This is a genomic window from Dactylosporangium sp. NPDC000521 (assembly GCF_042898305.1).
Taxonomy (GTDB): domain Bacteria; phylum Actinomycetota; class Actinomycetes; order Mycobacteriales; family Micromonosporaceae; genus Dactylosporangium.
The window spans coordinates 60,601-82,445 of sequence record NZ_JBIAYW010000033.1 but is presented as its reverse complement, the minus strand read 5'-3'; the positions used below and the strand labels follow the sequence as shown (position 1 = coordinate 82,445).

Sequence of the window (21,845 nt, the reverse complement as noted above, 5' to 3'; positions counted from 1 at the left end):
CCTACTGGAACAGGTTCACTCAATGGCATGACAGGGGGCATGACACCGGGCGTCACCATCGGCGAGTTCTCGCGGCTGTGCCATCTCAGCGCGAAGACACTGCGGTACTACCACGACATCGAGCTGCTGGTGCCCGCCGGGGTCGACGAGGACACAGGCTACCGGCGGTACGCGCCCGGGCAGGTCGACGACGCGCACCTCATCCGGCGGCTACGGGATCTCGACATGCCGATCGCGGAGATCCGCGGGGTGCTCGCCGAGCCCGACCCGTCCGCGCGGCACCAGGCGCTGGCCCGGCACCTGGACCGGATGGAGGCCGAGCTCACCCGCACCCGGGACGTGGTGCTCTCGCTGCGCCGCCTGCTGGGGCCCGAGCCTGAGCTGCCGGTCCGGCACCGGCTGTCGGCGGGGTCGCCCGTGCTCCGGGTGTCGGCCCGGCTCTCCCGCACCGAGGTGACGGACTGGTGCGGGCAGGTCTTCCCCGCGCTGTACTCGACCCTTGCCGACCTCGGCACCGATCCGGCCGGCCCGTCCGGCGCGACCTACTCCGCCGAGTTCTTCGAGGGCGAGGTCGGGGAGGTCGTCGCCTTCGTTCCGGTTTCGGCCGATGTGGTCCGAGTGGGCGACGACCGGTTCGCGACCCTGCCACCCTCCCGCTACGCCGTCGCCGTGCACAACGGCCCGTTCGCCGACTGCGACATCACGTACGGCCGGCTCGGCCTGCACGTCGCGTCCCACGACACCGCCCTGCCCGACCCGATCGTCGAGGTCTACCTCGTCGGACCCGGCGAGACCACCGACCCCGACGAGTTCCGCACCGAGATCTGCTGGCCCATTTCCGCTTGACCTTCGTTCTGAGGAGAGAACCCGTGACCGACCTCGCCATCGCCCACGTCACCGTCGACTGCGCCGACGCGGCCGCCCTCGCCGGCTTCTACGCCGCGCTGCTGGACCGCCCCGTCGATCCCGAGGCCACCCCGTTCTTCGCGACCGTGGGCCGCTCGACCGGCGCCCAGCCCGTCCTCATGTTCATCCAGGTCCCCGACAAGACCCCCGGCAAGAACAGCATCCACCTCGACCTGCACTCCGCCGACCTGCCCGGCGCCGTCGCCCGCGCAGTCGGTCTCGGCGCGAAGCAGGTCGCCGACTTCGCCGAGTACGGCGCCGTCTGGACGACCCTGTCGGACCCCGAGGGCAACCTCTTCGACATCGGCGCCAGCTGATCGTCTTCAGGGGGCCCGGCGTGGGCGGGGACCGGTGGCAGCACTTCGTGGACCCGCACCGGAAGGCTGCTTCCTGCCGCCGACGCGTAGGACCCGGGCAGCGCCCGGGTCCTACAGTCCGCCGGCTTCCCCCGCCGTCGCCACCACGAGCGCCGGCATCGCGCACCGACGCGCTCATCGGGGTCAGTGGTGGTGGGACGTGCTCCGTTGCGGTCGGCGGCCACCTCCTGGTTGGTCAGAAGGTGAAGGGAATGGTTCTACCGATGGTGTAAAGGTCTGTCCGGACTCGGCGGTGTTGATGAGGACGTTGAGCCGGTGATCGCCGCGGGTGACGTTGGGGACGCTGAAAGAGCCGGTGGCGTTGCCGTTGGCGTCGGCTTTCACGGTCACGTTGGTGAAGATCGGGGCGCTGTCGTCGATCTTGTAGTAGAACTGCAACGTCTTGTCGGGCTGATTGGTGCGGTTGACGACGATCTGGACGTTGACCGCGTCCGGGGTGCAGGTCACGGTGGCGCGGCTGTTCGGACTGTCGATGGTCGGGTTGTAGGTGCTCTGGTTCCAGGGCGCGGGAGTGATCTGCTCGCTGGGAGCCGTGGTGGGGCTGGAGAGCACGGTGAGGACGGCGTAGCCGGATCTGCCGGCGCCGCCGCTGCCGGCCGGGTTCTGGTTCTGGGTGCAGCCGCCTCCGGCGCCGCCGGTGTTGGGGGCCGGCGGCAGCATTCCGTTGCTGGTGGAGCTGCCGGGCTGGCCGGCCTGCGGGCCGCCGGAAGTGGCGGCGGCGTTTCCGCCGTTGCCACCGGCTCGGCTCAGCCCGCTGTCGGCCGGGAAGGTACCGGTTCCGCCGCTGCCGCCCTGTCCGTTGGAGCCGGCGGCGCCCGAGATGTTCCCGCCCCCTCCGTTGGCTCCGCCCGCGCCGCCGCGTGCGTTGATGACGGTGGAGCCGGCGTTGCTGATCGTGGTGTCGCCGCCGCCTGTGCCCGGACGGCCGGCGGAACCGGAGACTCCGCCGGTATAGGAGGCGGACGCGGCGCCGGCGCCCCCGGCTCCGCCCGCTCCGACCACGACGGTGAGGGTCCCGTCGGTGGGCGAGGCGGTCACGACACCTCGCACGTAGGCGCCCGACCCGCCCGCGCCACCCGCGCCGCCGAAGCACACGGCCGAACTGTTCACGCAGCCGCCCCCGCCCCCGCCTCCGCCGCCCCAGGCCTCCACGAGCACGGCCGAGCCAGGTGGGACGGTAACGGTAAAGGTGCCGGGTGAGGTGAATTCCTGCAGTTTCACTGAAAGGCCCTTCGGGTCCGACGGATGCGTGGGGCCAAATTATCAGAGATATATACTGACGACAATATATAAAGCGCCTCTACATTTCTTACTGGATTCCGGTGCTGCGGGTCACCATTCGCGGAAAATGGTGACCACCGTGCGGCGTCGAGCGTGACGAGCGCGCGGTGGCTGCCGTTGATGAACGCGCCGCCGTCGACGGCGATCGGGTCGTACGGCAGGCGGGTCAACGGGGGCCGCTCCCACCCGGTCGGCACGAGGTCGAGGGTGACCGCCAGCGCGAGAGCGGCCCGGGGCAGCGCGACGCCGCCGACCGCACCACGGGTGACCAGCACGGCGACCGCGCCATGTCGTCAATGGGTCGCCGCTCGGTTCGGGCCCTTCACGCACGAGGGGGCATCCCGTCCTCCAGGCAGAGAGCGATCGACACAGGCCACCCGGCAGATGCGGACACGCTGTCGCCGACCGGGCCGACGACCGCATCACAACGTCAAGTGTCGCAACCGTAGCTCAGCGTGATGCCACCACGACCCTACGGCGCGATAATTGACAAATACACGACATCCAATGCGTCTGATAATTACAATTGGGGTTTATATAAGTCTTCTTCGAACTGTGCGGATAGGCGGTGTATAGAGGACATTGACAAGAGTGCCCCTTTCGAGACGAGCTCATCCGTCCGGGACGCGGATCGCGCTGATCTTCTCGATCAGGCAGTGAGCCATTTTCATTGTGGGTAGTGCCTGGTCTCCACGTGGTGCAGCGCGAGGATGGCTTGCACGATCGTGGTGGCTCGGCGTGGGCAGCAGCGGAGTTTCGCCAGGGTCTTCCAGGTCTTGAGGGTGGCGATCAGGTCGTGGGTCGCGCCGGGCAGCGCCGGCGACGTCCACACGAGGCAGCCCGGCAGCGTCTGCGATGACCTGCACGTTGACGCCGTGTCGTCGGTGTTTGCCGGAGGAGTACGGCCGCTGGTCGGCGACTCGGTCTATCGGGATGAGGATGCCGTCCAGGATCGCGTACGCGAGGGTGCGGATGCGTGCCATCGCTGTGCTCAGGTCGCCGGCGGCCGCGGCGAGCAGGGTGATCGCTTCCTGCACGCATCGCCAGGCGGCACCGCGGCCGGAGTGATGGTGATGGCCGGCCGTGGCATTGTGGCCGCGCCGGTCGGCGTGTCGGCGGCGTGTCGATCTGGTGTTCGAAGTCCGCTCGTGTCGGTGCTGTGACTCGGACGCCGGGTGGCCTACGGTTCGGGGCGTCGCCGGTCGTCGGGGGCCGGCACGGAAACCGGACGGGGTGGAGCCATGGCTGGTGTTGTGCCGGGGCCGCGGGAGCGGCGGGCGGACGGGTGCACGGTGGAGTTCACGATCGGCGGGGTGCCGGGGGCGATGACGACCGGGCACGGGATGGACGGTGGGCTGCGGCTGGTCGAGCTGCGGGCGGGGGTGCACGGGTCCGAGCTGGCCGGGCTGGCCGACGCGCTCGCCACGGCGATCACGCTCGGGTTGCAGCACGGGGCGCCGCCGGCGGCGTACGTCGACGCGCTGCGGCGGCTGGAGCTGGACGCACCGGTCGAGGACGAAGGCCACCCGCTCGTCGAGGCGCTGGGGTCCGCGCCCGAGTAGGCGCCGCGGCGCGGCGAAGCAGCAGGCGGTCGCGGGGGGTACCGACGCGGACGACCCCTCGCGACGCACCAGGCGCCGGCCGAGTACAAGGGCCATCCCTCGGCCGGCGGTGGCGCAGGATCGTGCGGCTCAGGCGGGCTGGAACAGCTCGATCACGTTGCCGGAAGGGTCCTGCAGGAGGATCTGCCGGCCGCCGGGGCCGCTCACGATGTCGTTGCGGAAGGTGAGGCCGGCGGCGCGCAGGCGGGCGACCTCGGCGGGGAGGTCGTCGACGAGGAGATGGATCCGGTTCCAGCCGCCGGGTCCGGGCTTCGCGCCGTCGGGCATGGGGCGGCCGGCGGAGCTGGCCGGGCCGCTCAGCAGGAGGCGGAGCCGGCCGCGGACCACGTCGGCGAAGGCCGGGGCGGCGTCGGTCCTGACCGTGAAGCCCAGGTGGGTGGTGTAGAACGCGACGGCGGCCGGGACGTCGTCGACCAGGTAGCGGACGTGGACCAGATCGGTCAGTTCGAGGCTCATCACTGCGACCTTTCGAGGGTGCTGTCGATGGCGTGCAGCAGGAACGTGATGCGGGTCGTCAGGTCTTCCGCGGTGCGGGTGAACGGCGACGGCTCGGTCGAGGTCGCCGGGTCGGGCAGGCTCCAGTGGGCGAGGGCGGGCGTGCCGGCGAACGCGGGGCGCAGCTCCCGGACGCGGTCGCACAGGCTGATCACGTGGTCGAAGGGCTCCTCCGCGAAGACGCTCAGGTGCTTCGGGTGGCGGCCGGCGATGTCGATGCCGGCGGCGCGCATGACGCGGACCGCCTCGGGGTGGACGGGCTTCGGGTCGCTGCCGGCGCTGGCGGCCCGGACCCTGCCGCCGCCCAGCCGCTCCAGCAGCGCCTCCGCCATCTGGGAGCGGGAGCTGTTGCCCGTGCACAGGAACAGCACGCGCACGGGAGCGCGGGGGAAGGACGGCGGCGGCTCCGCGGGGGTGAGGCGCACGCCGGGGTGCAGCGCGAGACCGGCCGAGGCGAGCTGCGAGCGGTATGCGACCAGGTCGAGGCTGTAGTACGTGTCGCGCTTGTCGGCGGAGCTGCGCCGGGTCCGCACGAGGCCGCCGGAGCGCAGCTGGGCCAGGTGGTAGGAGGTCAGGCTCTGCCGCTGGTCGATCAGCGCCGCCAGCTCGCGGACCTGCCGGTCGCTGCGCGACAGCTCCCGCAGCAGCTGCCACCGCACCGGGTGCCCGGCCAGCTGCAGCACGCCCGGAGGTGAAGACTTCACGAACGCAGAATACATCAAATCAAACTGATGGTTACACCGATCGCGGCGGCGGCGAGGAGGGTGGGGACGACACCGCGGCGCAGGGGCAGGAGCAGGATCGCGGCGCCGGCGAGGACGGCGAACTGCCACGGCTCGCGCAGCGCGGCGGCGAGCAGGATCGCGGAGCCGAGGATCGCGCCGATGGCGGCGGGGCCGGCCCCGTCGAGGAACGCCCTGACCCGCGCGTCGCCGCGCAGGCGGTCGAAGCGGTGCGCGCCGAGCAGGATGAACGCGAACGACGGGCCGAACGCCACGGCCGAGGCGAGCAGGCCGCCGCCGATGCCCGCGGCGGCGTAGCCGACCACCGCGACGGTGTGCACGACCGGGCCCGGCGTGATCTGCCCGAGCGCGACCGCGTTGAGGAACTGCGCGTCCGTCATCCAGTGATGATTGTCGACGGCGTCGGCCCGCATCAGCGGGATGATGACGAAGCCGCCACCGTACGACAGCGCGCCGACCTTCAGGGCCACCCAGGCGAGCGGCAGCAGCACTCCCCCGCCCGCGCCGGCCGCGGCGAGCAGCGGCAGGCCGGGAGTGCGCCGGGTGCCGGCGACGGTGAGCGCGGCCTCGAGCACGCCGCAGCCGAGCAGGACGAGGACCAGCCACGGGCCGAGGGTCGCCGCGGCCGTGATCCCGGCGACGACATACAGCACCCAGCGCACCTTGCTGCCCGACCGCCAGGCCCGCTGGCGGCTCGCCGGGACGAGGCTCCAGCCGGCCTGCACGGCGACCGCCGCGACGGCCGCGCCCGCGCCGGCACCGGCGCCGCGCACCCACAGCGGCGGCGACCCGGCCAGGAACAGCACGGACAGGGCGAGGATCAGGACGAGGCCCGGTAGGATGAACGCGGCACCGCCGACGAGCGCGCCGACCCGCCCGCGGACCCGCCAGGCGCAGAAGATGGCGAGCTGGGTCGAGGCCGGGCCGGGCAGCAGGTTGCAGGCCGCGACCGCGTCCTCGAACTCGGTCTCGTCCAGCCACCGGCGGCGGTCGACGCACAGCTGCCGCAGCAGCGCGATGTGCACCGGCGGGCCGCCGAAGCCGATGCAGCCGATCCGTCCCCACTCCTTGAGCACGGTGAGCAGTCCGACCTGAGGCTCCACGCCGAGCACCATACACCAGTTCAGTTTGATGTACTTGCGGCGATGCTCCCGCACGGCCGGCCGGCCGCACCGGCAGCGAGGTCGTCGTTTCGTCGTTCCGGTGCGTCCACTGCCTGCTCCCGCACTGTCGCGCGACGTCACGGGCACCCGTGGGTGCCCCCTTCGCGCGCAACAGACCGGAATCCGGCCCGCCGGATGACAGTTCCTCCGCGGCGGCCACCGCGACAACGGCCCCGGACGGTGTCGCCGGCTACGCGGCCTGCCGCTTGCGCAGCGCGGCGACGGCCTTGTCGGCGTGCACGTCCATCCGGATCTCGCTCTTGATGACCTCGAGGATCCTGCGGTCGATGTCGATGACGAACGTGATGCGCTTCGTCGCCGTGAGGCCGAGCGGCCCGCGCCCGACGCCGAACAGGCCGCGCACGACGCCGTCCTTGTCGGACAGCAGCGGGTAGCCGAGGCTGTGCTTCCTCGCGAACTCCGCCTGCCGCTCGACCTCGTCGCCGCTGATCCCGACCGGCTGCCCGCCGACCGCCTTGAGCTCGGCGCGCACGTCGCGGAAGTGGCACGCCTCGGCGGTGCAGCCGGCGGTCAGCGCCGCCGGGTAGAAGAACAGCACCACCGGCCCGTCCGCGAGCAGCCCGGTGAGTGACCGGGTCACCCCCTGCTCGTCCGCCAGCTCGAAGTCCTCGACGACGTCCCCGACGTTCATGCCGACCATCTCCTCAGTCAAGATCCGCGCTCATCCTGTTCGCCGCGCCGGGCGGGCGCAACCCGGCGGCTCCCGGAAAGATGCCAGACCCGGGGCGGCGGCCCGGCGGGCTGCCGCCGCGCGTCTACGGTCCCGACGTGACCCGAACCCAGTGGATGCGATGGACACGGCGGCCCGACCCGCGCCACGGCGCGCTGGCCGTCCTGTCGGCCGCCGCCGTGACCGCGCTCGCCGTGCTCGTCACGCTGCTGGTGCCGCCGACACCCACAGCGTACGGTGCCGGCATCGCCCTCACCGGGCCGATCGTCCGGCCCGACGAGAACCCACTGTTCGCGATCCAGGACGTCCTGGCCCGGCAGTCGGCGGCGCTGCTGCGCGGCGACCGCGACGGCTACCTGCAGGCGATCCCCGCCGACGACGCGCCGCTGCGGGAGCAGGCCGGCCGGCGGTTCGACTCGCTCACCGCGCTGCGCGTGCGGCGCTGGACGATGGCCACCGCCGACCTGCCGTCCCAGGTCAACGACGCGTGGCGGGTGCCGGTCGACGTCGGCTACTGCTTCGCCGACGACGACTGCACGCCCGTGCAGCTGCGCGTCAGCACGAAGTGGTCGGTGGTGCACGGCCGGCTGCGGCTCGCCGGGTACGAGCAGACCCGCCGCCCCTGGGACGCGACCGCGCTGACCGTCAAGGAGGGCAGCCGGGTCACCGTCGCCGGGCCGGCCGACGACCCCCGGGTCACCCCGGCGGTGCTGGACCGGGTGCTGCGGGCGGCGGAGGCGGCCACCGGCACCGACGACCGCTTCGCCGCCTCGTTCGACGGCCCGCCACGGCGGTACTTCGTCTACGTCGCGGGCGAGGAGCAGTGGAAGGGCTGGTACGCGGGCGGTTCCGCCAACGCCGCCGCGTACACGATCCCGCTGCAGCCGGGTGCGTCCGACGTCGTCGTCGACCACGGCACGTTGACGGACTCGTGGCTGCCCACCCTGATCACCCACGAGTTCGCCCACGTGGTGACCCTCGGCGGCGTCGCACCGCCGGCCGCCGCCTGGTGGCTGACCGAGGGCATCGCCACGTACATCGCCAACGGCTCCGGCGGCGAGCTGCGCAACGAGCTGCCGTCGGTCCGGTCGTACGTGGCGGCCGGCAGGTGGGACGGCTCGGTCACCCTCACCGGCCCGCCGGCGGACGCCACGTTCGAGGAGACCGCCGCCTGCTACGGCATCGCCCTGCTCGCCGTCACCTACCTCGCCCAGCACTACGGCGAGGCGAAGATGCTGGCCTTCTTCACCGAGGTCGTCCGCAAGCGCCGCCCCGTCGACACCGCCGCCCAGTCGGTGTTCGGCGTCCCGTGGAAGAGCATCTCCGCCGACGCCACCGCCGCCGTCCGCGCCGCGGCGAACTGAGGCTACCCGGCCAGCACGCCCCGCAGATACGACAGGCCGTCGAGCGCCAGGCGGTCCTGGGTCTCGGCGAGGGGGCGCCAGATCGACGCGGCGGTCGCGATCGTCGCGTTCTGCGCGGTGAACGACTCGATGCACAGCGCGCCCGCGTAGCCGGTCTTGTCCAGGGCCGCCAGGAAGCGCGGCCAGTCGAGGTGGTCGCTGCCCGGTGCGCCCCGGTCGGTGCCGCTGACCTGGACGTGCTTGATGTGCGGGCCGGCGACCGCCACGGCCGCATAGGGATCACGTTCTTCGATGTTCATGTGGTACGTGTCGAGCATGATCCCCACGTTGTCCGGCAGGCCTTCGATGAGCTCGACGGTCTGCTCCATCGTGTTGACGACGCTCGTCTCGTAGCGGTTCAGGGCCTCGACGCCGATGGTGACACCGCGCTCCCCGGCGTGGTCGGCGACGGGCGCGAGGCCCGCCCGGAAGTCCCGGTAGCACGCCTGCCGCTCCGACGGGGTCATCCGCCAGGTGCGGCCGACCGCGGCGTAGACGGGCCCGCCGACGCAGGGCGCGCCGACGGCCGCCGCCGCGTCGACGCAGGCCCGTAGGTAGGCCCGGGTCGACGCGACGGTGGCGTCGTCGGTGCGGACCAGGTCGCGGCCCGGCGGCGTGACCGCGCAGACCCCGGCGGCGCGCAGGCCGTGCGCGGCGAGGAGGTCGCTCGTGCGCGCCGGGTCCCAGTCACCGACCTGCTCGATCGGCAGCTCCACCGCGTCGAAGCCCCACTCGGCGAGGCGTGGCACGAGCGTCGCGAGGGCGGCGTCGTCGACGGGCGAGGACCAGATCCAGGGATTGGCACCGATGGCGCGCACGAGCGGTTCCTCCTACTTCCAGCGTTGGGGGTAGCCGGGCAGGTCGGTGCAGCCGCACATGGCGTAGTGCAGCGGGGGCATGTTGGCGTCGACGTACTTGTCGAGGTTGTCCTGTGTGATGGTCGGCTGTGGCAGCTTCCACGGGCTGGAGACCTGCTCACCGTTGAGGATCTTCAGTGCGGCGATGATCGGGGTGCGCCACTGGTAGGTCGGGTAGGTCGGCGCGATCGCGGTCAGCTTCTTGTCCTTCCACAGCTTCAGGAAGTCCAGCTGGTCCTCGCCGTTGATCGGCGGGACCGGCTTGCCCGCATCCTGGAACGCCTCCACCGCGGCGACCGCGGTCGCGCCGGCGTCCATCCAGATACCGTCGATCGTGCCGTACCGCTGGATGTAGTCGTTGACGATCTTCTTCGTCTTCGCCGGGTCACCGTCGGTGAACTCGACACCGACGACGTTCACCTTCGCCTTGTCGAACTGCACCTTCGCCGCCGACCAACGCGTCTCCAGCACATCGACGCCGGGCAGGATCCGCAGCGCCAGGACCTTCCCGCCGGGCTTGACCTTCTCCGACAGGAACGACGCACCCACGTGACCGAACCCGTAGCCACCGATCGGGTTGATGAACGTCACCGGGCACTTGGTGTCCACACCACGGTCGAACACGATCACCGGCAGACCCTTGGCGCACGCGGCCTCAACCGCCGGGGTCAGCGTCGCGGTGGTGTTCGGCGACACGATCAGCGCGTCACAGCCCTTGCCGAGCAGGTCGTTGATATCAGCGATCTGCTTGCTGTCCTTGCCCTCCGCGTCGACGTGCACGAACTCCTTGATCAGGCTCTTCTGCGCCTCGACCTCGGCCTGCATCACCTTGAACCCGACCTGCCGCCACGGATTGTTCAACGCGGCGTTGGAGAAACACACCTTGTACGGACCGGCCTTCTTGAACTTCGCCGTATCCACCAGCTTCGGGTTCAGCACCTGCTCCCACGGCTTCTCCGCAGGACCCGTCGCGGTCGCCTGCAACAACGACAGCTCGTTGTCGTAATCGGCCTGGACGAAGAACTTCGACTGCTCACCCGTACCGGACCCGGCGGCCGCGGTCGACGACGCGGCGCCGGAGGCGGTCGTGGCCGGCTCGTCAGTGGCACAACCGGACAAGATCAGCAACGCGGCACTCATCGCCGCAACGACGGACGTCGTTCGTCTCACGTGTACTCCTATGGGATGGGGTGTGGGGTGTGTGCCTCAGCGGCGGCGCAGTGATCCGACCGCGACCGCGATGAGGATGATCAGGCCCTGGACGGTTGACCTGAGGGCGCCGGAGACGCCGTAGAAGTTGAGGAGGGCGAACAGCGTCTCGAGGGTGAGCGCGCCGAGCATGGCGCCGGCGACGGCACCGCGGCCGCCGCCGAGGACGACCCCGCCGAGGACGACGGCGGTGATGGCGCCGAACTCGAGGCCGGCGCCGGCCTGGAACGACACGCCGCTGTAGCCGCCGAGCAGGATCGCGGCGACGGTGGCGAAGACGCCGCTGAGCACGAACGCGATCGTCTTGGTGCGCCACACCCGCACGCCGGTCAGCTCGGCGGTCCGCGGGTTGCCGCCGACGGCGACGAGCGTGCGGCCGAAGTCGGAGCGGGTGACGACGACCGCGACGGCGGCGACGCCGAGGAGGACGAGCAGCGCGTAGGGCACCCGGCCGAGCAGCGGCACGTCCTCGAAGGCGCGCCGGCCGAAGCGGCGGAACTCCTCGGACAGGCCGCCCTTGGGCGCGCCGTCGGACCACAGGTAGACGGCGCCGACGAGGATCAGGTACATGCCGAGGGTGGTGATGAACGACGGCACCTTCAGCAGGGTGGTGACGAGGCCGTTGACGAGCCCGACCACGACGCCGAAGGCGAGCACGACGAGCACCACCGGCCAGGTCCGGGAGGGGTCGCTGTCGATGAGCCGGGCCGCGACGACGACCTGGGCGGTGACGAGCGAGCCGACGGAGAGGTCGAACTCGCCGGAGACGATGACGAAGTACTGCCCCGCGGCCAGCAGGATGATGGGCGCGGACCGGCCGACGAACGACAGCAGCGACGCCGGGGCGAAGAAGTCGGGCTGCCGGATGGCGACCAGCACCAGCAGGATCGCGAGGATCCCGACGATCGGCGCGATCCCGCCGGGCTTGGTGAGATCGGCCCACCGACGCGGGCTGGTCTCGACAACGGTGGCCGTCATGCTGCCGCCTTCCGGGACGTCGTGCGGCGGCGGTGCATCCGCCGGGCGTAGACGGCCACCGCCGCGATGATGATCACGCCGCGGATGACCTGCTTGAAGAACGCGTCGACCTCGAGCTGGTTGAAGATGCTGTCGATGCTGGCCAGCAGCAGCACGCCGCCGACCGTGCCGAGGACCCCGCCGCGGCCACCGGCGAGGGCGGTGCCGCCGAGCACGACGGCGGCGATCGACTCCAGGTCGTACAGGCCCTCGACGCCGACGCGGGGCGCGCCGGAGCCGAGCCGGCTGGCGAGGTAGATGCCGGCGAGGCCGGAGCACAGCGCGCACAGCACGTGGGCGACGATGAGGATGCGGTCGTTGCGGACGCCGGAGAGCCGGGCCACGTCGGGGTCTCCGCCGACGGCGATGAGGTGGTGGCCGAAGCGGGTGTTGCGCACCGCGAACCAGGCCGCGACCGCGACGGCGAGCAGCAGCAGGAACGCGACCGGCACGGGCCCGATCCGCTGGTAGCCGAGGCTCTGCACGAACGCGGGCGCGGTCTTGCCCGCCGGGCCGTCGTAGCCGTTGTCGAGGTACCCCTTGAGCAGCAGCCCGACGCCGACGGTGGCGATGAACGCGTTGATCCGCAGCTTCGTCACCAGCAGCCCGTTGAGCAGCCCGATGGCGGCGGCGACGAGAAGCACGAGGCCGAGCGCCGGCAGGATGTTGCCGTCGCTTCCCGCCATCGTCTCGGCCGCGACGAGGGTGCTGATGCTGATCACGTACGCGACGGACAGGTCGAGCGAGCCGGCGAGGATCACCAGGGTCTGCCCGACGGCGACGAGCCCCAGCCCGGTCGCGACGTGCAGCAGGCTGACGACGGTGGACTGGTTGAACAGCGACCCGCCGTCGATCGCCACGACGATCCAGCCGATCACCAGGGTCAGCGCAAGGGCGATGTAGACCCCGCGGGCGGGACCGGCGGCCGATGCCCTGAGTCTGATCGCGGTCGTCTTCGCCGGTACGGGCGGCGCCATGGTCATGCCTTCACCTCTTCGACGGTCACGGCGCCGGTCGCGAGCCCGACGACGTCCTCTTCGCTGGCGCCGGCGGGCAGCTCCCCGGCGACGGCACCGTCGCGCATGACGACGATCCGGTCGCTCATGCCGAGCAGCTCGGGCAGCTCGGAGGAGATCATCAGCACCGCGGCGCCCTCGCGGGCCAGCTTGCGGACGAGGTCGTGGATCGCGGACTTGGCGCCGACGTCGATGCCGCGGGTCGGCTCGTCGAAGAGCAGGACCTTCGGGCCGAGCGCGAGCCAGCGGGCGAGGACGACCTTCTGCTGGTTGCCGCCGGACAGGAACCGGATCTCCTGATCCTCGCCGGCGGCGTGCACCTCGACCGCGGCGAGCAGGTCGCGCACCTTGACGGTGCGGTCGGTCCGGCCGCGCCAGCCGGGGAAGACGGCGCGGCCGGCGAGCAGGGCGTTGTCGAGGACCGACTGGCCGGCGACGATGCCTTCGCCCTTGCGGTCCTCGGTGACGTACGCGATGCCGGCCCGGATCGCCGCGCGGGGTGAGCGCAGCTGCACCCGCGCGCCGTCGAGCTCGACGGTGCCGGCGGTGAAGGGGTCGGCGCCGAAGATCGCCCGGGCGAGCGCGGAGCGGCCGGAGCCCTGCAGGCCGCCGATGCCGAGGATCTCCCCGGCGCGCAGCGTCACGTCGACGCCGCGCAGCTTGTGGTTCGCTCCACTGTGGACGGACAGGCGGGCCGCGCCGATGTCGCCGGGCTCCGCCCGCGGCGGGTAGTAGCTGGCCAGGTCCCGGCCGACCATGTGCTTGACGAGCTGGTCGCCGGTCGTGTCGCGGGTGGCGAGCGTGGTGACCCGGCGGCCGTCCTTGAGCACGGTGATCCGGTCGGACAGGTCGAAGACCTCGGTGAGGCGGTGCGACACGTACAGCAGGCCGATGCCGCGCTCCTGCAGCCGGCGGACGAGGGCGTAGAGCAGCTCGACCTCGTGGTCGGCGAGGGCGGCGGTCGGCTCGTCCATGATGAGCAGGCGGGCGTCGAGCGCGAGCGCCTTGACGATCTCGACGACCTGCTGCTGGGCGACGCCGAGCCGGCCGACCTTCACACCCGGGTCGAAGGACGTCTCGCCGGCGGCGGCGAGCAGCTCCGCGGTGCGCGCGTGCATGGCCTTGCGGTCGACCAGGCCGAGCAGACCAGCACGGCGGACCGGCTCGTGGCCGAGGAACACGTTCTCGGCGACGGTGCGCTCGGGCAGCAGGTTGAACTCCTGGTGGATGATCCCGATGCCGGCGGCCTGCGCGTCGCGCGGGCCCTTGAAGCTCACGGCGCGGCCGTCGAGCTCGATCGTGCCGGTGTCGGGGGTGTACACCCCGGAGATGATTTTCATGAGGGTCGACTTGCCGGCACCGTTCTCGCCGACGACGGCGTGCACCTCGCCCGCGCGCACGTCGATGTCCACATCGGACAGCACGCGGACGCCGAGGAAGGACTTGCCGATCCCACCGAGCCGTAGCAGCGGGGGCGTTTCAGACATCCCAAACCCCTAACCGACCGTAACCATCGAAGACGGCCGTGATTGCGTTCGAGCATCGGTGGAGCACGTAGCGTGGGGACTTTCGCCATTGAAGTCCGGAACTTTTGCTTGTTTCGACTAAAGGTCGCGGAGATCAGAGTAAATGTTTCGATGTTCGGCCGCAACGGCGCAACGTCACCGAAACAAAGCCGTTGCCCGACCTCCACCGATCGACCGAGTTCGACCGGGCGAACGGACGATGCCAGTGAGAGCGCTCTACCGACCGAGCGGGCCGGAAAGCGCCGCCGACCTGCTCATACCCGCCAAAATATTGACTTCCCAGGATGGCCCCAAGACGCTGGGCGTCGCAGGCACTGCTCGGGAACCCTGAGTGTGACTGTCCGTCGCGGCGGGCGAGACGTCGCCGAATCGCTCCCGGAAAAATTGTTATGTCCATCCGCGCAATGGACCGCGCTGCGGTGGGATCTTGACACCATCGCCTTCCGTCGCCACTGTGATGGGCCGATGAACGACCTGCGCATTCATGACAGCGATTGTGGGACCTGATATGCACGGCGGACCGGCACCCCGGCTGCGGAAGCCGCCATCTGTACCGCCCCTGACCTTCCGGGGTGACTATGCGCCGCTGGTCATCGCCGCGCAGGCCGGCAGCAGGGATGCGCGTGACGAGTTGATCTCGGCGTGCCTGCCGCTGCTGTACAACATCGTCGGCCGGGCCGTGGGCAGGCCCGCCGACGTGGACGATGTCGTGCAGGAGACATTGTTGCTGGTGCTGCGAGACCTGCCGGGCCTGCGCAGTCCTGAGAGCTTCCGGCCATGGCTGGCCGCTGTGGCGATGCATCAGATCGGCAGGCACAGGGACCGCTGGCAGTCCGCGGCAGCACGGACCACGGTGATCGAGGAGGCGGCCGACGTCGCGGACAGCGCGGCGGACGTCGAGCACACGACAGTGCTGCACATGCAGCTCGCGGAGCAGCGACGCCGGTTGGCCGAGGCGAGCCGATGGCTGGATCCGGACGACCGGACACTGCTGTCGCTGTGGTGGCAGGAGACGGCGGAGCTCATGAGCCGCGCCGAGGTGGCCGAAGCCATGGGGGTGAACGTCGCGCACGCCGGTGTCCGTCTGCAGCGGATGCGCGAGCAGCTGGAGCGATGCCGGGCGATCGTCAGCGCCCTCGCCGCCGAGCCTCGCTGCGCCGGCCTGGACACCGTCGTGTCCGGATGGGACGGGCAGCCGTCGACCGTCTGGCGCAAACGGATCGCCCGGCACATCCGCGACTGCGCCGCCTGCACCGCGACCACGGCAGACCTGATCAGGATCGACAAGATCATCACGGCGCTCGCCGTGCTCCCCGTTCCGGCCACGCTCATCGCCGCCCTCATGGCCAAAGGCTTCCTGTCGGGGGCCGCTTTCTCGCAGGCCGCCTCCGGCACCGTGCAGTTGTCGCTGACCGGCAAGCTCGCGGCTGCCGTAGCGGCACATCCCATCGTCTCCCTCGTCGCGGGCACGGTCATCGTGGCCGGTGTCGTCGTCACGCCGATCGCGGTGTCCACGCCGCCGGCGGAACCCGCGCCCACCCGCGTCGCGGCGCCACCGCCGACACCGCCGCGACCACCGGTCACCGCCGGATCCACAACCAAAGGACCGGCGGCGGTCACCCGCGGGCCCACCGCATCCTCGACACCGGGACCGAGCCCTTCGGGCACCACGCCGGTCACCGGGCGGACGTGGACGCTGACCGCGGAGCACAGCGGCAAGCTCATGGACGTCGAGGCGCACTCGGACGCCGATCGAACCCCGGTCATCCAATGGCCCGGGACCGGCGCCGACAACCAGCAGTGGCAGGTCATCGACGCCGGCGGTGGCGCCGTCACTCTCAAAGCCGTCCACTCCGGCAAGTGCCTGGACGTCGACGCCCGCTCCACCACCGCAGGGGCGTACCTGCAGCAGTACCGGTGCAACAACGACGACAACCAGAGGTTCACCATCACACCGGTACCTGCCGCAACGCCGGCGCCGACCCCGACGGCGGCCGCGGGTGTCTACGTCATCAGAAACGTCCTGAGTGGACTGTGTGTCGACGTCTTCGGCAACGCGGCGACCGACGGCACGCGGCTGGTCCAATGGACCTGCCAGGGCACCACCAACCAGCAGTGGCGGTTCACGCAGGTCTGATCGGCGTCCTTACTTCCAGCGTTGGGGGTAGCCGGGCAGGTCGGTGCAGCCGCACATGGCGTAGTGCAGCGGGGGCATGTTGGCGTCGACGTACTTGTCGAGGTTGTCCTGTGTGATGGTCGGCTGTGGCAGCTTCCACGGGCTGGAGACCTGCTCACCGTTGAGGATCTTCAGTGCGGCGATGATCGGGGTGCGCCACTGGTAGGTCGGGTAGGTCGGCGCGATCGCGGTCAGCTTCTTGTCCTTCCACAGCTTCAGGAAGTCCAGCTGGTCCTCGCCGTTGATCGGCGGGACCGGCTTGCCCGCATCCTGGAACGCCTCCACCGCGGCGACCGCGGTCGCGCCGGCGTCCATCCAGATACCGTCGATCGTGCCGTACCGCTGGATGTAGTCGTTGACGATCTTCTTCGTCTTCGCCGGGTCACCGTCGGTGAACTCGACACCGACGACGTTCACCTTCGCCTTGTCGAACTGCACCTTCGCCGCCGACCAACGCGTCTCCAGCACATCGACGCCGGGCAGGATCCGCAGCGCCAGGACCTTCCCGCCGGGCTTGACCTTCTCCGACAGGAACGACGCACCCACGTGACCGAACCCGTAGCCACCGATCGGGTTGATGAACGTCACCGGGCACTTGGTGTCCACACCACGGTCGAACACGATCACCGGCAGACCCTTGGCGCACGCGGCCTCAACCGCCGGGGTCAGCGTCGCGGTGGTGTTCGGCGACACGATCAGCGCGTCACAGCCCTTGCCGAGCAGGTCGTTGATATCAGCGATCTGCTTGCTGTCCTTGCCCTCCGCGTCGACGTGCACGAACTCCTTGATCAGGCTCTTCTGCGCCTCGACCTCGGCCTGCATCACCTTGAACCCGACCTGCCGCCACGGATTGTTCAACGCGGCGTTGGAGAAACACACCTTGTACGGACCGGCCTTCTTGAACTTCGCCGTATCCACCAGCTTCGGGTTCAGCACCTGCTCCCACGGCTTCTCCGCAGGACCCGTCGCGGTCGCCTGCAACAACGACAGCTCGTTGTCGTAATCGGCCTGGACGAAGAACTTCGACTGCTCACCCGTACCGGACCCGGCGGCCGCGGTCGACGACGCGGCGCCGGAGGCGGTCGTGGCCGGCTCGTCAGTGGCACAACCGGACAAGATCAGCAACGCGGCACTCATCGCCGCAACGACGGACGTGGATCGTCTCACGTGTACTCCTATTGAATGAGGTGCCTCGACAACCCTTCGGAGGGTGAGCATGGAGCTCGATGCCACGGCAAATTCTGCTGACGGTGTGTCACCTCCGGGCGTGATCGCGCCGACGATCACAAACCGAGCAGCACTCAACGTAGGCAACGGACTTCACATCGCTAGATCTTCCGGTCGCCGGTGCAGCACTTCTGCTGGATGAGACAAAAGATTGTGTCAGTCACGTTAAAGGTCCGAACGTCGGCTGGCAATGACGTAACCCGATCAAGACGAAACAGCTACGAAACCGTGCTCTCCGGGCGCAGAACTGAGCCGCAAAAAAGCGTTATGAGCTGCCCACTTGTTGTCCGTATTGACTTCAAAAGGCCCGCCGGAGCAGGCTTGGCGCCGCGAGCCATGACAGAAGAGCCCATCGATGTGACTCTTCGTCACGGCAGCTAGCGCGTCTCCATCCAGTCGATGTCACTGTCCGTCGCGGCGGACGGCAGTCGAATCGACCGGATCACTCACGCGCCACGCAACCCTGTCCACGGGGTGCTGTCGTGCGCCCATGGCCCGCATCGCGTTGTCCCGCCGAGAGGAAACGGCATGCGAAGAAGCACGTTGATCCTGGGCACCATCGTCGGCATGCTGCTGTCGATGGCGCTCGTCCAGCCCGCGGCGGCGGCGCCCGCCTTCCGCGCGCTGGTGTTCACCAAGACCGTCGGGTATCGGCATGACTCGATCCCCGCCGCGATCCAGATGGTCCAGCAGCAGGCCGCTGCCAACAACTTCGAGGCGGTGTTCAGCGAGGACTCGGCCGTCTTCACCCCGGCCAACCTCGCCACCTTCGACGTCCTCGTCATGCTGCAGACCTCGGGCATGGTCTTCACGACCGCCGCCCAGCGCTCAGCCGTGGAAGGCTTCCTGGCCAGCGGCAAGGGCATCGTCGCGGTCCACAACGCCACCGACATGGGCATCGACACCGAGTACCCGTGGTGGGACCAGACGGTCAACGCGGGCGCCCACATGCCCGAGCACTCCCCCGGCGTGCTGGCCGGCCAGGCCATCGTCGCCGACAAGTTCCACCCCTCCACGGTCGGCCTGCCGGACCGGTGGAACCGCAGCGAGGAGTGGTACAACTTCGACAAGAACCCGCGCGGCGACGTGCACGTGCTCGTCACCGCCGACGAGCGCACGTACAACCCCGGGCCGCGCGCCATGGGCAGCGACCACCCGATCTCCTGGTGCCGCAACACCAGCGGCGGACGGGTGTGGGCCACCGCCATGGGCCACGCGATCGAGTCCTACAGCGAGACGTTCTTCCGCAACCACGTCCTGGGCGGGATCCGGTGGGCGGCAGGGAACCTGGCCGGCGACTGCGGCGGCACCGTCTGGGGCAACTTCGAGAAGCGCACCCTCGACGACAACACCGCCGACCCGATGGCCCTCGCCGTCGCGCCGGACGGGCGGGTGCTCTACATCCAGCGCGCCGGGCAGGTGAAGATCTTCAAGCCCAGCACCAACACCACCGTCACGGCCGGCACGCTGAGCGTCTACACCGGCGGCGAGGACGGCCTCACCGGCCTGGCGCTGGACCCGAACTTCGCCAGCAACGGCTACGTGTACCTGTACCACTCGCCGGCCAGCAGCACGACGGACATCAACCGGGTCTCGCGGTACACGCTGAGCGGCGACACCCTGAACATGTCCAGCGGCGTCACGATCATCGACATCCCGGCCTACCGGGACCGCACGTTCCCCGAGCCCGGCCACACCGGCGGCTACATCGCCTTCGGCCCCGACGGGAACCTGTACATCGGCACCGGCGACGACACCCCGCCGAACCTGGACCCCAACTGGCAGGGCTACGCCCCGCTGGACTGGCGGGCCGGCAAGGCCAACCTGGACGCGGCCCGCACCGCCGGCAACACCAACGACCTGCGCGGCAAGCTGCTGCGCATCCGCCCCGCGGCGTCCGGCGGCTACACCATCCCGTCGGGCAACCTCTACCCGCAGGGCACCGCCCAGACGCGGGCCGAGGTCTACGCGATGGGCTTCCGCAACCCGTTCCGGTTCTCGATCGACCCGGCCAACGGCTGGGTCTACCTGGCCGACTACGGCCCCGACCGCAACCCGCCCACCACCAACCGCGGCCCGGAAGGCCTGGTCGAGCTCAACGTCATCAAGACGGCCGGCAACTACGGCTGGCCGTTCTGCCACGGTGACAACCAGCCCTACGCGCCGTACAACCCCGACACCGGCGTCGTCGGCGCGAAGTCCAACTGCGCCGCGCCGGTCAACAACTCGCCCAACAACACCGGCCTGGTCAACCTGAAGCCGATCGTCGCGCCGAACATGTGGTACGGCTACCCGGCCTCGACGAACTTCCCGGAGCTCGGCGCCGGCGGCTCGGCGCCGATGGGCGGACCGGTCTACCGGTACAACGCCTCGAACCCGTCCACGACGAAGTTCCCGCAGTACTACGACGGCGTCCACTTCTTCTACGAGTGGGCCCGCAACTTCGTCAAGGAGGTCCACTTCGACGGCAACACCGCCGTCACGCGGACCAACACGTTCCTGCCCGGCGGCAACTTCAACAAGCCGATGGACATGGAGTTCGGCCCCGACGGCTCGCTGTACCTGCTGGAGTGGGGCTCCAACTTCGGCGGCGGCAACAACGACTCCGGCCTGTACCGCATCGACTACGTCCAAGGTGGACGGTCGCCGATCGCCAAGGCCTCCGCCAACGTGACCAACGGCAGCGCCCCGCTGAGCGTGCAGTTCTCCAGCGCCGGCTCGATGGACCCGGACCCGGGCAACACGATCAGCTACCTGTGGACGTTCGGTGACGGCACCACGTCGACGGCGGCCAACCCCGCCAAGACGTACACCGCCAACGGCAACTACACCGCGCAGCTGAAGGTCACCGACAACACGGGCAAGACCGGCTTCGCCAACGTGCAGATCACCGTCGGCAACTCCGCGCCGACCGTCACGGTCAGCACCCCGGTGAACGGCGGCATGCTCAACTTCGGCGACCAGGTGGCCTACACCGTCACGGTCACCGACCCCGACGGCGGCACGGTCGACTGCTCCAAGGTGTACGTCAACCCGGCCCTCGGCCACGACGACCACCTGCACGAGACCACCGAGTACCCGGGCTGCTCCGGGACCATCTCCACCGACCTGCTCGGCGGGCACCCCGACGGCGCGAACCTGTTCTACGCCCTCATCGCCAAGTACACCGACAACGGCGGCGCGGGCGGCGCGGCCCCGCTGACCGGCTACGGCCAGGCCATCCTGCAGCCGAAGCACAAGCAGGCGGAGTACTTCACCGCACAGTCCGGCATCCGGGTCATCGACCAGGCCGGCGCGGAGAGCACGAAGCGCATCGGCGACATCTCCAACAACGACTGGATCTCGTTCAACCCGATGAGCCTGCAGGGCATCACCAACGTCACCTACCGGGTCTCCTCGCCGACCGGCGGCGGCTCCATCGAGCTGCGCGCCGACTCGCCGACCGGCACCCTGCTGGCGACGACGGCGATCCCGAACACCGGCGGGTGGGACAACTACGCCAACACCGCGACGGTCAACACCGCCGCGCTGTCCGGCACCCACACGCTCTACATGGTGTTCAAGAACAGCGCCAACAACGGCTTCGACCTCGACTCCTTCACCTTCGGCGGCGCCGGCGTCGGCACCCCTAACACCGGCGGCGTGGCCGGGAAGACGTGGACGATGACGGCCCAGCACAGCGGCAAGAACGTCGACGTCAACGGCGTGTCCACCGCCGACGAGGCCCAGATCATCCAGTGGGCCCCGACCGGCGGAAACAACCAGAAGTGGCAGGCGGTCGACGCCGGCGGCGGCGCCGTCTACCTCAAGGCGGTGCACAGCGGCAAGTGCCTCGACATCGTCGGGGGCTCCACCGCCACCGGCGCCTTCCTGCAGCAGTTCACCTGCAACAACGGCAACAACCAGAAGTTCGTCGTGACCCCGACCGGCACCTCCGGCGTGTACACGGTGAAGAACGTCCAAAGTGGACTGTGTGTGGACGTCAACGGCGGCTCCACCGCCGACGGCGCCCGCCTGCTCCAGTGGACCTGCCACGGCGGCACCAACCAGCAGTGGCGGTTCACCCTGGCCTGACCCTCTGATTCCGGCGCCGGTCCCCGCAACGACGCGGGGGCCGGCGCCCTGCCTTAACGGGG

The 21,845-nt window shown here is 70.2% G+C and carries 18 protein-coding genes and 1 pseudogene; 6 read left to right on the top strand and 13 right to left on the bottom strand.

Annotated features, from left to right (window positions below; genetic code table 11):
• Positions 1-27 precede the first annotated feature (27 nt).
• Both ACFY3L_RS50260 and ACFY3L_RS50255 read left to right on the top strand, forming a co-directional pair.
• Positions 28-846, top strand: coding sequence for a MerR family transcriptional regulator (locus ACFY3L_RS50260; RefSeq protein ID WP_389341577.1), 819 nt, complete (start codon positions 28-30; stop codon positions 844-846).
• A gap of 23 nt (positions 847-869) precedes the next feature.
• A complete protein-coding gene (locus ACFY3L_RS50255) occupies positions 870-1,223 on the top strand; it encodes a VOC family protein (RefSeq protein WP_389341574.1) in 354 nt (117 codons plus the stop codon).
• Positions 1,224-1,406: 183 nt separating this feature from the next.
• On the opposite strand, the gene ACFY3L_RS50250 is transcribed toward ACFY3L_RS50255, so the two are convergent.
• From ACFY3L_RS50250 to ACFY3L_RS50240, 3 genes and pseudogenes are all read right to left on the bottom strand, one after another.
• Positions 1,407-2,393, bottom strand: a complete 987-nt coding sequence (locus tag ACFY3L_RS50250; RefSeq protein WP_389341571.1) for a hypothetical protein — start codon at positions 2,391-2,393, stop codon at positions 1,407-1,409.
• Positions 2,394-2,500: 107 nt separating this feature from the next.
• Positions 2,501-2,839: a hypothetical protein gene (locus tag ACFY3L_RS50245; RefSeq protein WP_389341568.1), complete on the bottom strand. Its 339-nt coding sequence runs from the start codon at positions 2,837-2,839 to the stop codon at positions 2,501-2,503.
• Between the two features lie 392 nt (positions 2,840-3,231).
• Positions 3,232-3,766: pseudogene (locus ACFY3L_RS50240) on the bottom strand (transposase family protein); the annotation flags it as partial.
• 39 nt (positions 3,767-3,805) lie between these two features.
• On the opposite strand from ACFY3L_RS50240, the gene ACFY3L_RS50235 reads away from it, so the two are divergent.
• Complete coding sequence (locus ACFY3L_RS50235) at positions 3,806-4,126, top strand: hypothetical protein (RefSeq protein ID WP_389341598.1); 321 nt, start codon at positions 3,806-3,808, stop codon at positions 4,124-4,126.
• A 129-nt stretch (positions 4,127-4,255) separates the two neighbouring features.
• On the opposite strand, the gene ACFY3L_RS50230 is transcribed toward ACFY3L_RS50235, so the two are convergent.
• From ACFY3L_RS50230 to ACFY3L_RS50215, 4 genes are all read right to left on the bottom strand, one after another.
• A complete protein-coding gene (locus ACFY3L_RS50230; RefSeq protein WP_389341565.1) occupies positions 4,256-4,642 on the bottom strand; it encodes a VOC family protein in 387 nt (128 codons plus the stop codon).
• Positions 4,642-5,385 (bottom strand): ArsR family transcriptional regulator, encoded by a 744-nt coding sequence (locus ACFY3L_RS50225; RefSeq protein WP_389341562.1) that lies wholly within the window; start codon positions 5,383-5,385, stop codon positions 4,642-4,644. The genes ACFY3L_RS50230 and ACFY3L_RS50225 overlap by 1 nt, the downstream gene beginning before the upstream one ends.
• Positions 5,386-5,399: 14 nt before the next feature.
• Positions 5,400-6,527: a chromate efflux transporter gene (gene chrA / locus ACFY3L_RS50220; RefSeq protein WP_389341559.1), complete on the bottom strand. Its 1,128-nt coding sequence runs from the start codon at positions 6,525-6,527 to the stop codon at positions 5,400-5,402.
• 250 nt (positions 6,528-6,777) lie between these two features.
• Positions 6,778-7,260, bottom strand: a complete 483-nt coding sequence (locus tag ACFY3L_RS50215) for a peroxiredoxin (RefSeq protein ID WP_389341556.1) — start codon at positions 7,258-7,260, stop codon at positions 6,778-6,780.
• A gap of 116 nt (positions 7,261-7,376) precedes the next feature.
• Between ACFY3L_RS50215 and ACFY3L_RS50210 the strand changes: the two genes are divergently transcribed.
• Positions 7,377-8,642, top strand: a complete 1,266-nt coding sequence (locus tag ACFY3L_RS50210; RefSeq protein ID WP_389341553.1) for a hypothetical protein — start codon at positions 7,377-7,379, stop codon at positions 8,640-8,642.
• Between the two features lie 2 nt (positions 8,643-8,644).
• Here the strand turns inward: ACFY3L_RS50210 and ACFY3L_RS50205 are convergent, their stop codons facing one another.
• The 5 genes from ACFY3L_RS50205 to ACFY3L_RS50185 are packed head-to-tail and all read right to left on the bottom strand — an operon-like array spanning position 8,645 to position 14,267.
• On the bottom strand, positions 8,645-9,499 hold the full coding sequence (locus ACFY3L_RS50205) for a sugar phosphate isomerase/epimerase family protein (RefSeq protein WP_389341550.1): 855 nt from the start codon (positions 9,497-9,499) through the stop codon (positions 8,645-8,647).
• 12 nt (positions 9,500-9,511) lie between these two features.
• A complete protein-coding gene (locus ACFY3L_RS50200) occupies positions 9,512-10,708 on the bottom strand; it encodes an ABC transporter substrate-binding protein (RefSeq protein WP_389341547.1) in 1,197 nt (398 codons plus the stop codon).
• A gap of 36 nt (positions 10,709-10,744) precedes the next feature.
• Positions 10,745-11,725, bottom strand: coding sequence for an ABC transporter permease (locus ACFY3L_RS50195; RefSeq protein ID WP_389341544.1), 981 nt, complete (start codon positions 11,723-11,725; stop codon positions 10,745-10,747).
• Positions 11,722-12,747, bottom strand: a complete 1,026-nt coding sequence (locus tag ACFY3L_RS50190) for an ABC transporter permease (protein WP_389341541.1) — start codon at positions 12,745-12,747, stop codon at positions 11,722-11,724. The genes ACFY3L_RS50195 and ACFY3L_RS50190 overlap by 4 nt, the downstream gene beginning before the upstream one ends.
• A complete protein-coding gene (locus ACFY3L_RS50185; RefSeq protein WP_389341538.1) occupies positions 12,744-14,267 on the bottom strand; it encodes a sugar ABC transporter ATP-binding protein in 1,524 nt (507 codons plus the stop codon). The genes ACFY3L_RS50190 and ACFY3L_RS50185 overlap by 4 nt, the downstream gene beginning before the upstream one ends.
• A gap of 535 nt (positions 14,268-14,802) precedes the next feature.
• Here ACFY3L_RS50185 and ACFY3L_RS50180 point away from each other — a divergent pair.
• Positions 14,803-16,443, top strand: coding sequence for a sigma-70 family RNA polymerase sigma factor (locus ACFY3L_RS50180; RefSeq protein WP_389341535.1), 1,641 nt, complete (start codon positions 14,803-14,805; stop codon positions 16,441-16,443).
• Positions 16,444-16,452: 9 nt separating this feature from the next.
• Here the strand turns inward: ACFY3L_RS50180 and ACFY3L_RS50175 are convergent, their stop codons facing one another.
• Positions 16,453-17,649, bottom strand: a complete 1,197-nt coding sequence (locus ACFY3L_RS50175; RefSeq protein WP_389341532.1) for an ABC transporter substrate-binding protein — start codon at positions 17,647-17,649, stop codon at positions 16,453-16,455.
• A 588-nt stretch (positions 17,650-18,237) separates the two neighbouring features.
• Between ACFY3L_RS50175 and ACFY3L_RS50170 the strand changes: the two genes are divergently transcribed.
• A complete protein-coding gene (locus ACFY3L_RS50170) occupies positions 18,238-21,783 on the top strand; it encodes a ThuA domain-containing protein (RefSeq protein WP_389341529.1) in 3,546 nt (1,181 codons plus the stop codon).
• Positions 21,784-21,845 lie beyond the last annotated feature (62 nt).

Bases quoted from the DNA above. Each gene is read 5' to 3' on its own strand.
- ACFY3L_RS50260 (WP_389341577.1), top strand. From the start codon at position 28: ATGACAGGGGGCATGACACCGGGCGTCACCATCGGCGAGTTCTCGCGG.
- ACFY3L_RS50235 (WP_389341598.1), top strand. From the start codon at position 3,806: ATGGCTGGTGTTGTGCCGGGGCCGCGGGAGCGGCGGGCGGACGGGTGC.
- ACFY3L_RS50230 (WP_389341565.1), bottom strand. From the start codon at position 4,642: ATGAGCCTCGAACTGACCGATCTGGTCCACGTCCGCTACCTGGTCGAC.
- ACFY3L_RS50195 (WP_389341544.1), bottom strand. From the start codon at position 11,725: ATGACGGCCACCGTTGTCGAGACCAGCCCGCGTCGGTGGGCCGATCTC.
- ACFY3L_RS50190 (WP_389341541.1), bottom strand. From the start codon at position 12,747: ATGACCATGGCGCCGCCCGTACCGGCGAAGACGACCGCGATCAGACTC.
- ACFY3L_RS50185 (WP_389341538.1), bottom strand. From the start codon at position 14,267: ATGTCTGAAACGCCCCCGCTGCTACGGCTCGGTGGGATCGGCAAGTCC.
- ACFY3L_RS50170 (WP_389341529.1), top strand. From the start codon at position 18,238: ATGCGAAGAAGCACGTTGATCCTGGGCACCATCGTCGGCATGCTGCTG.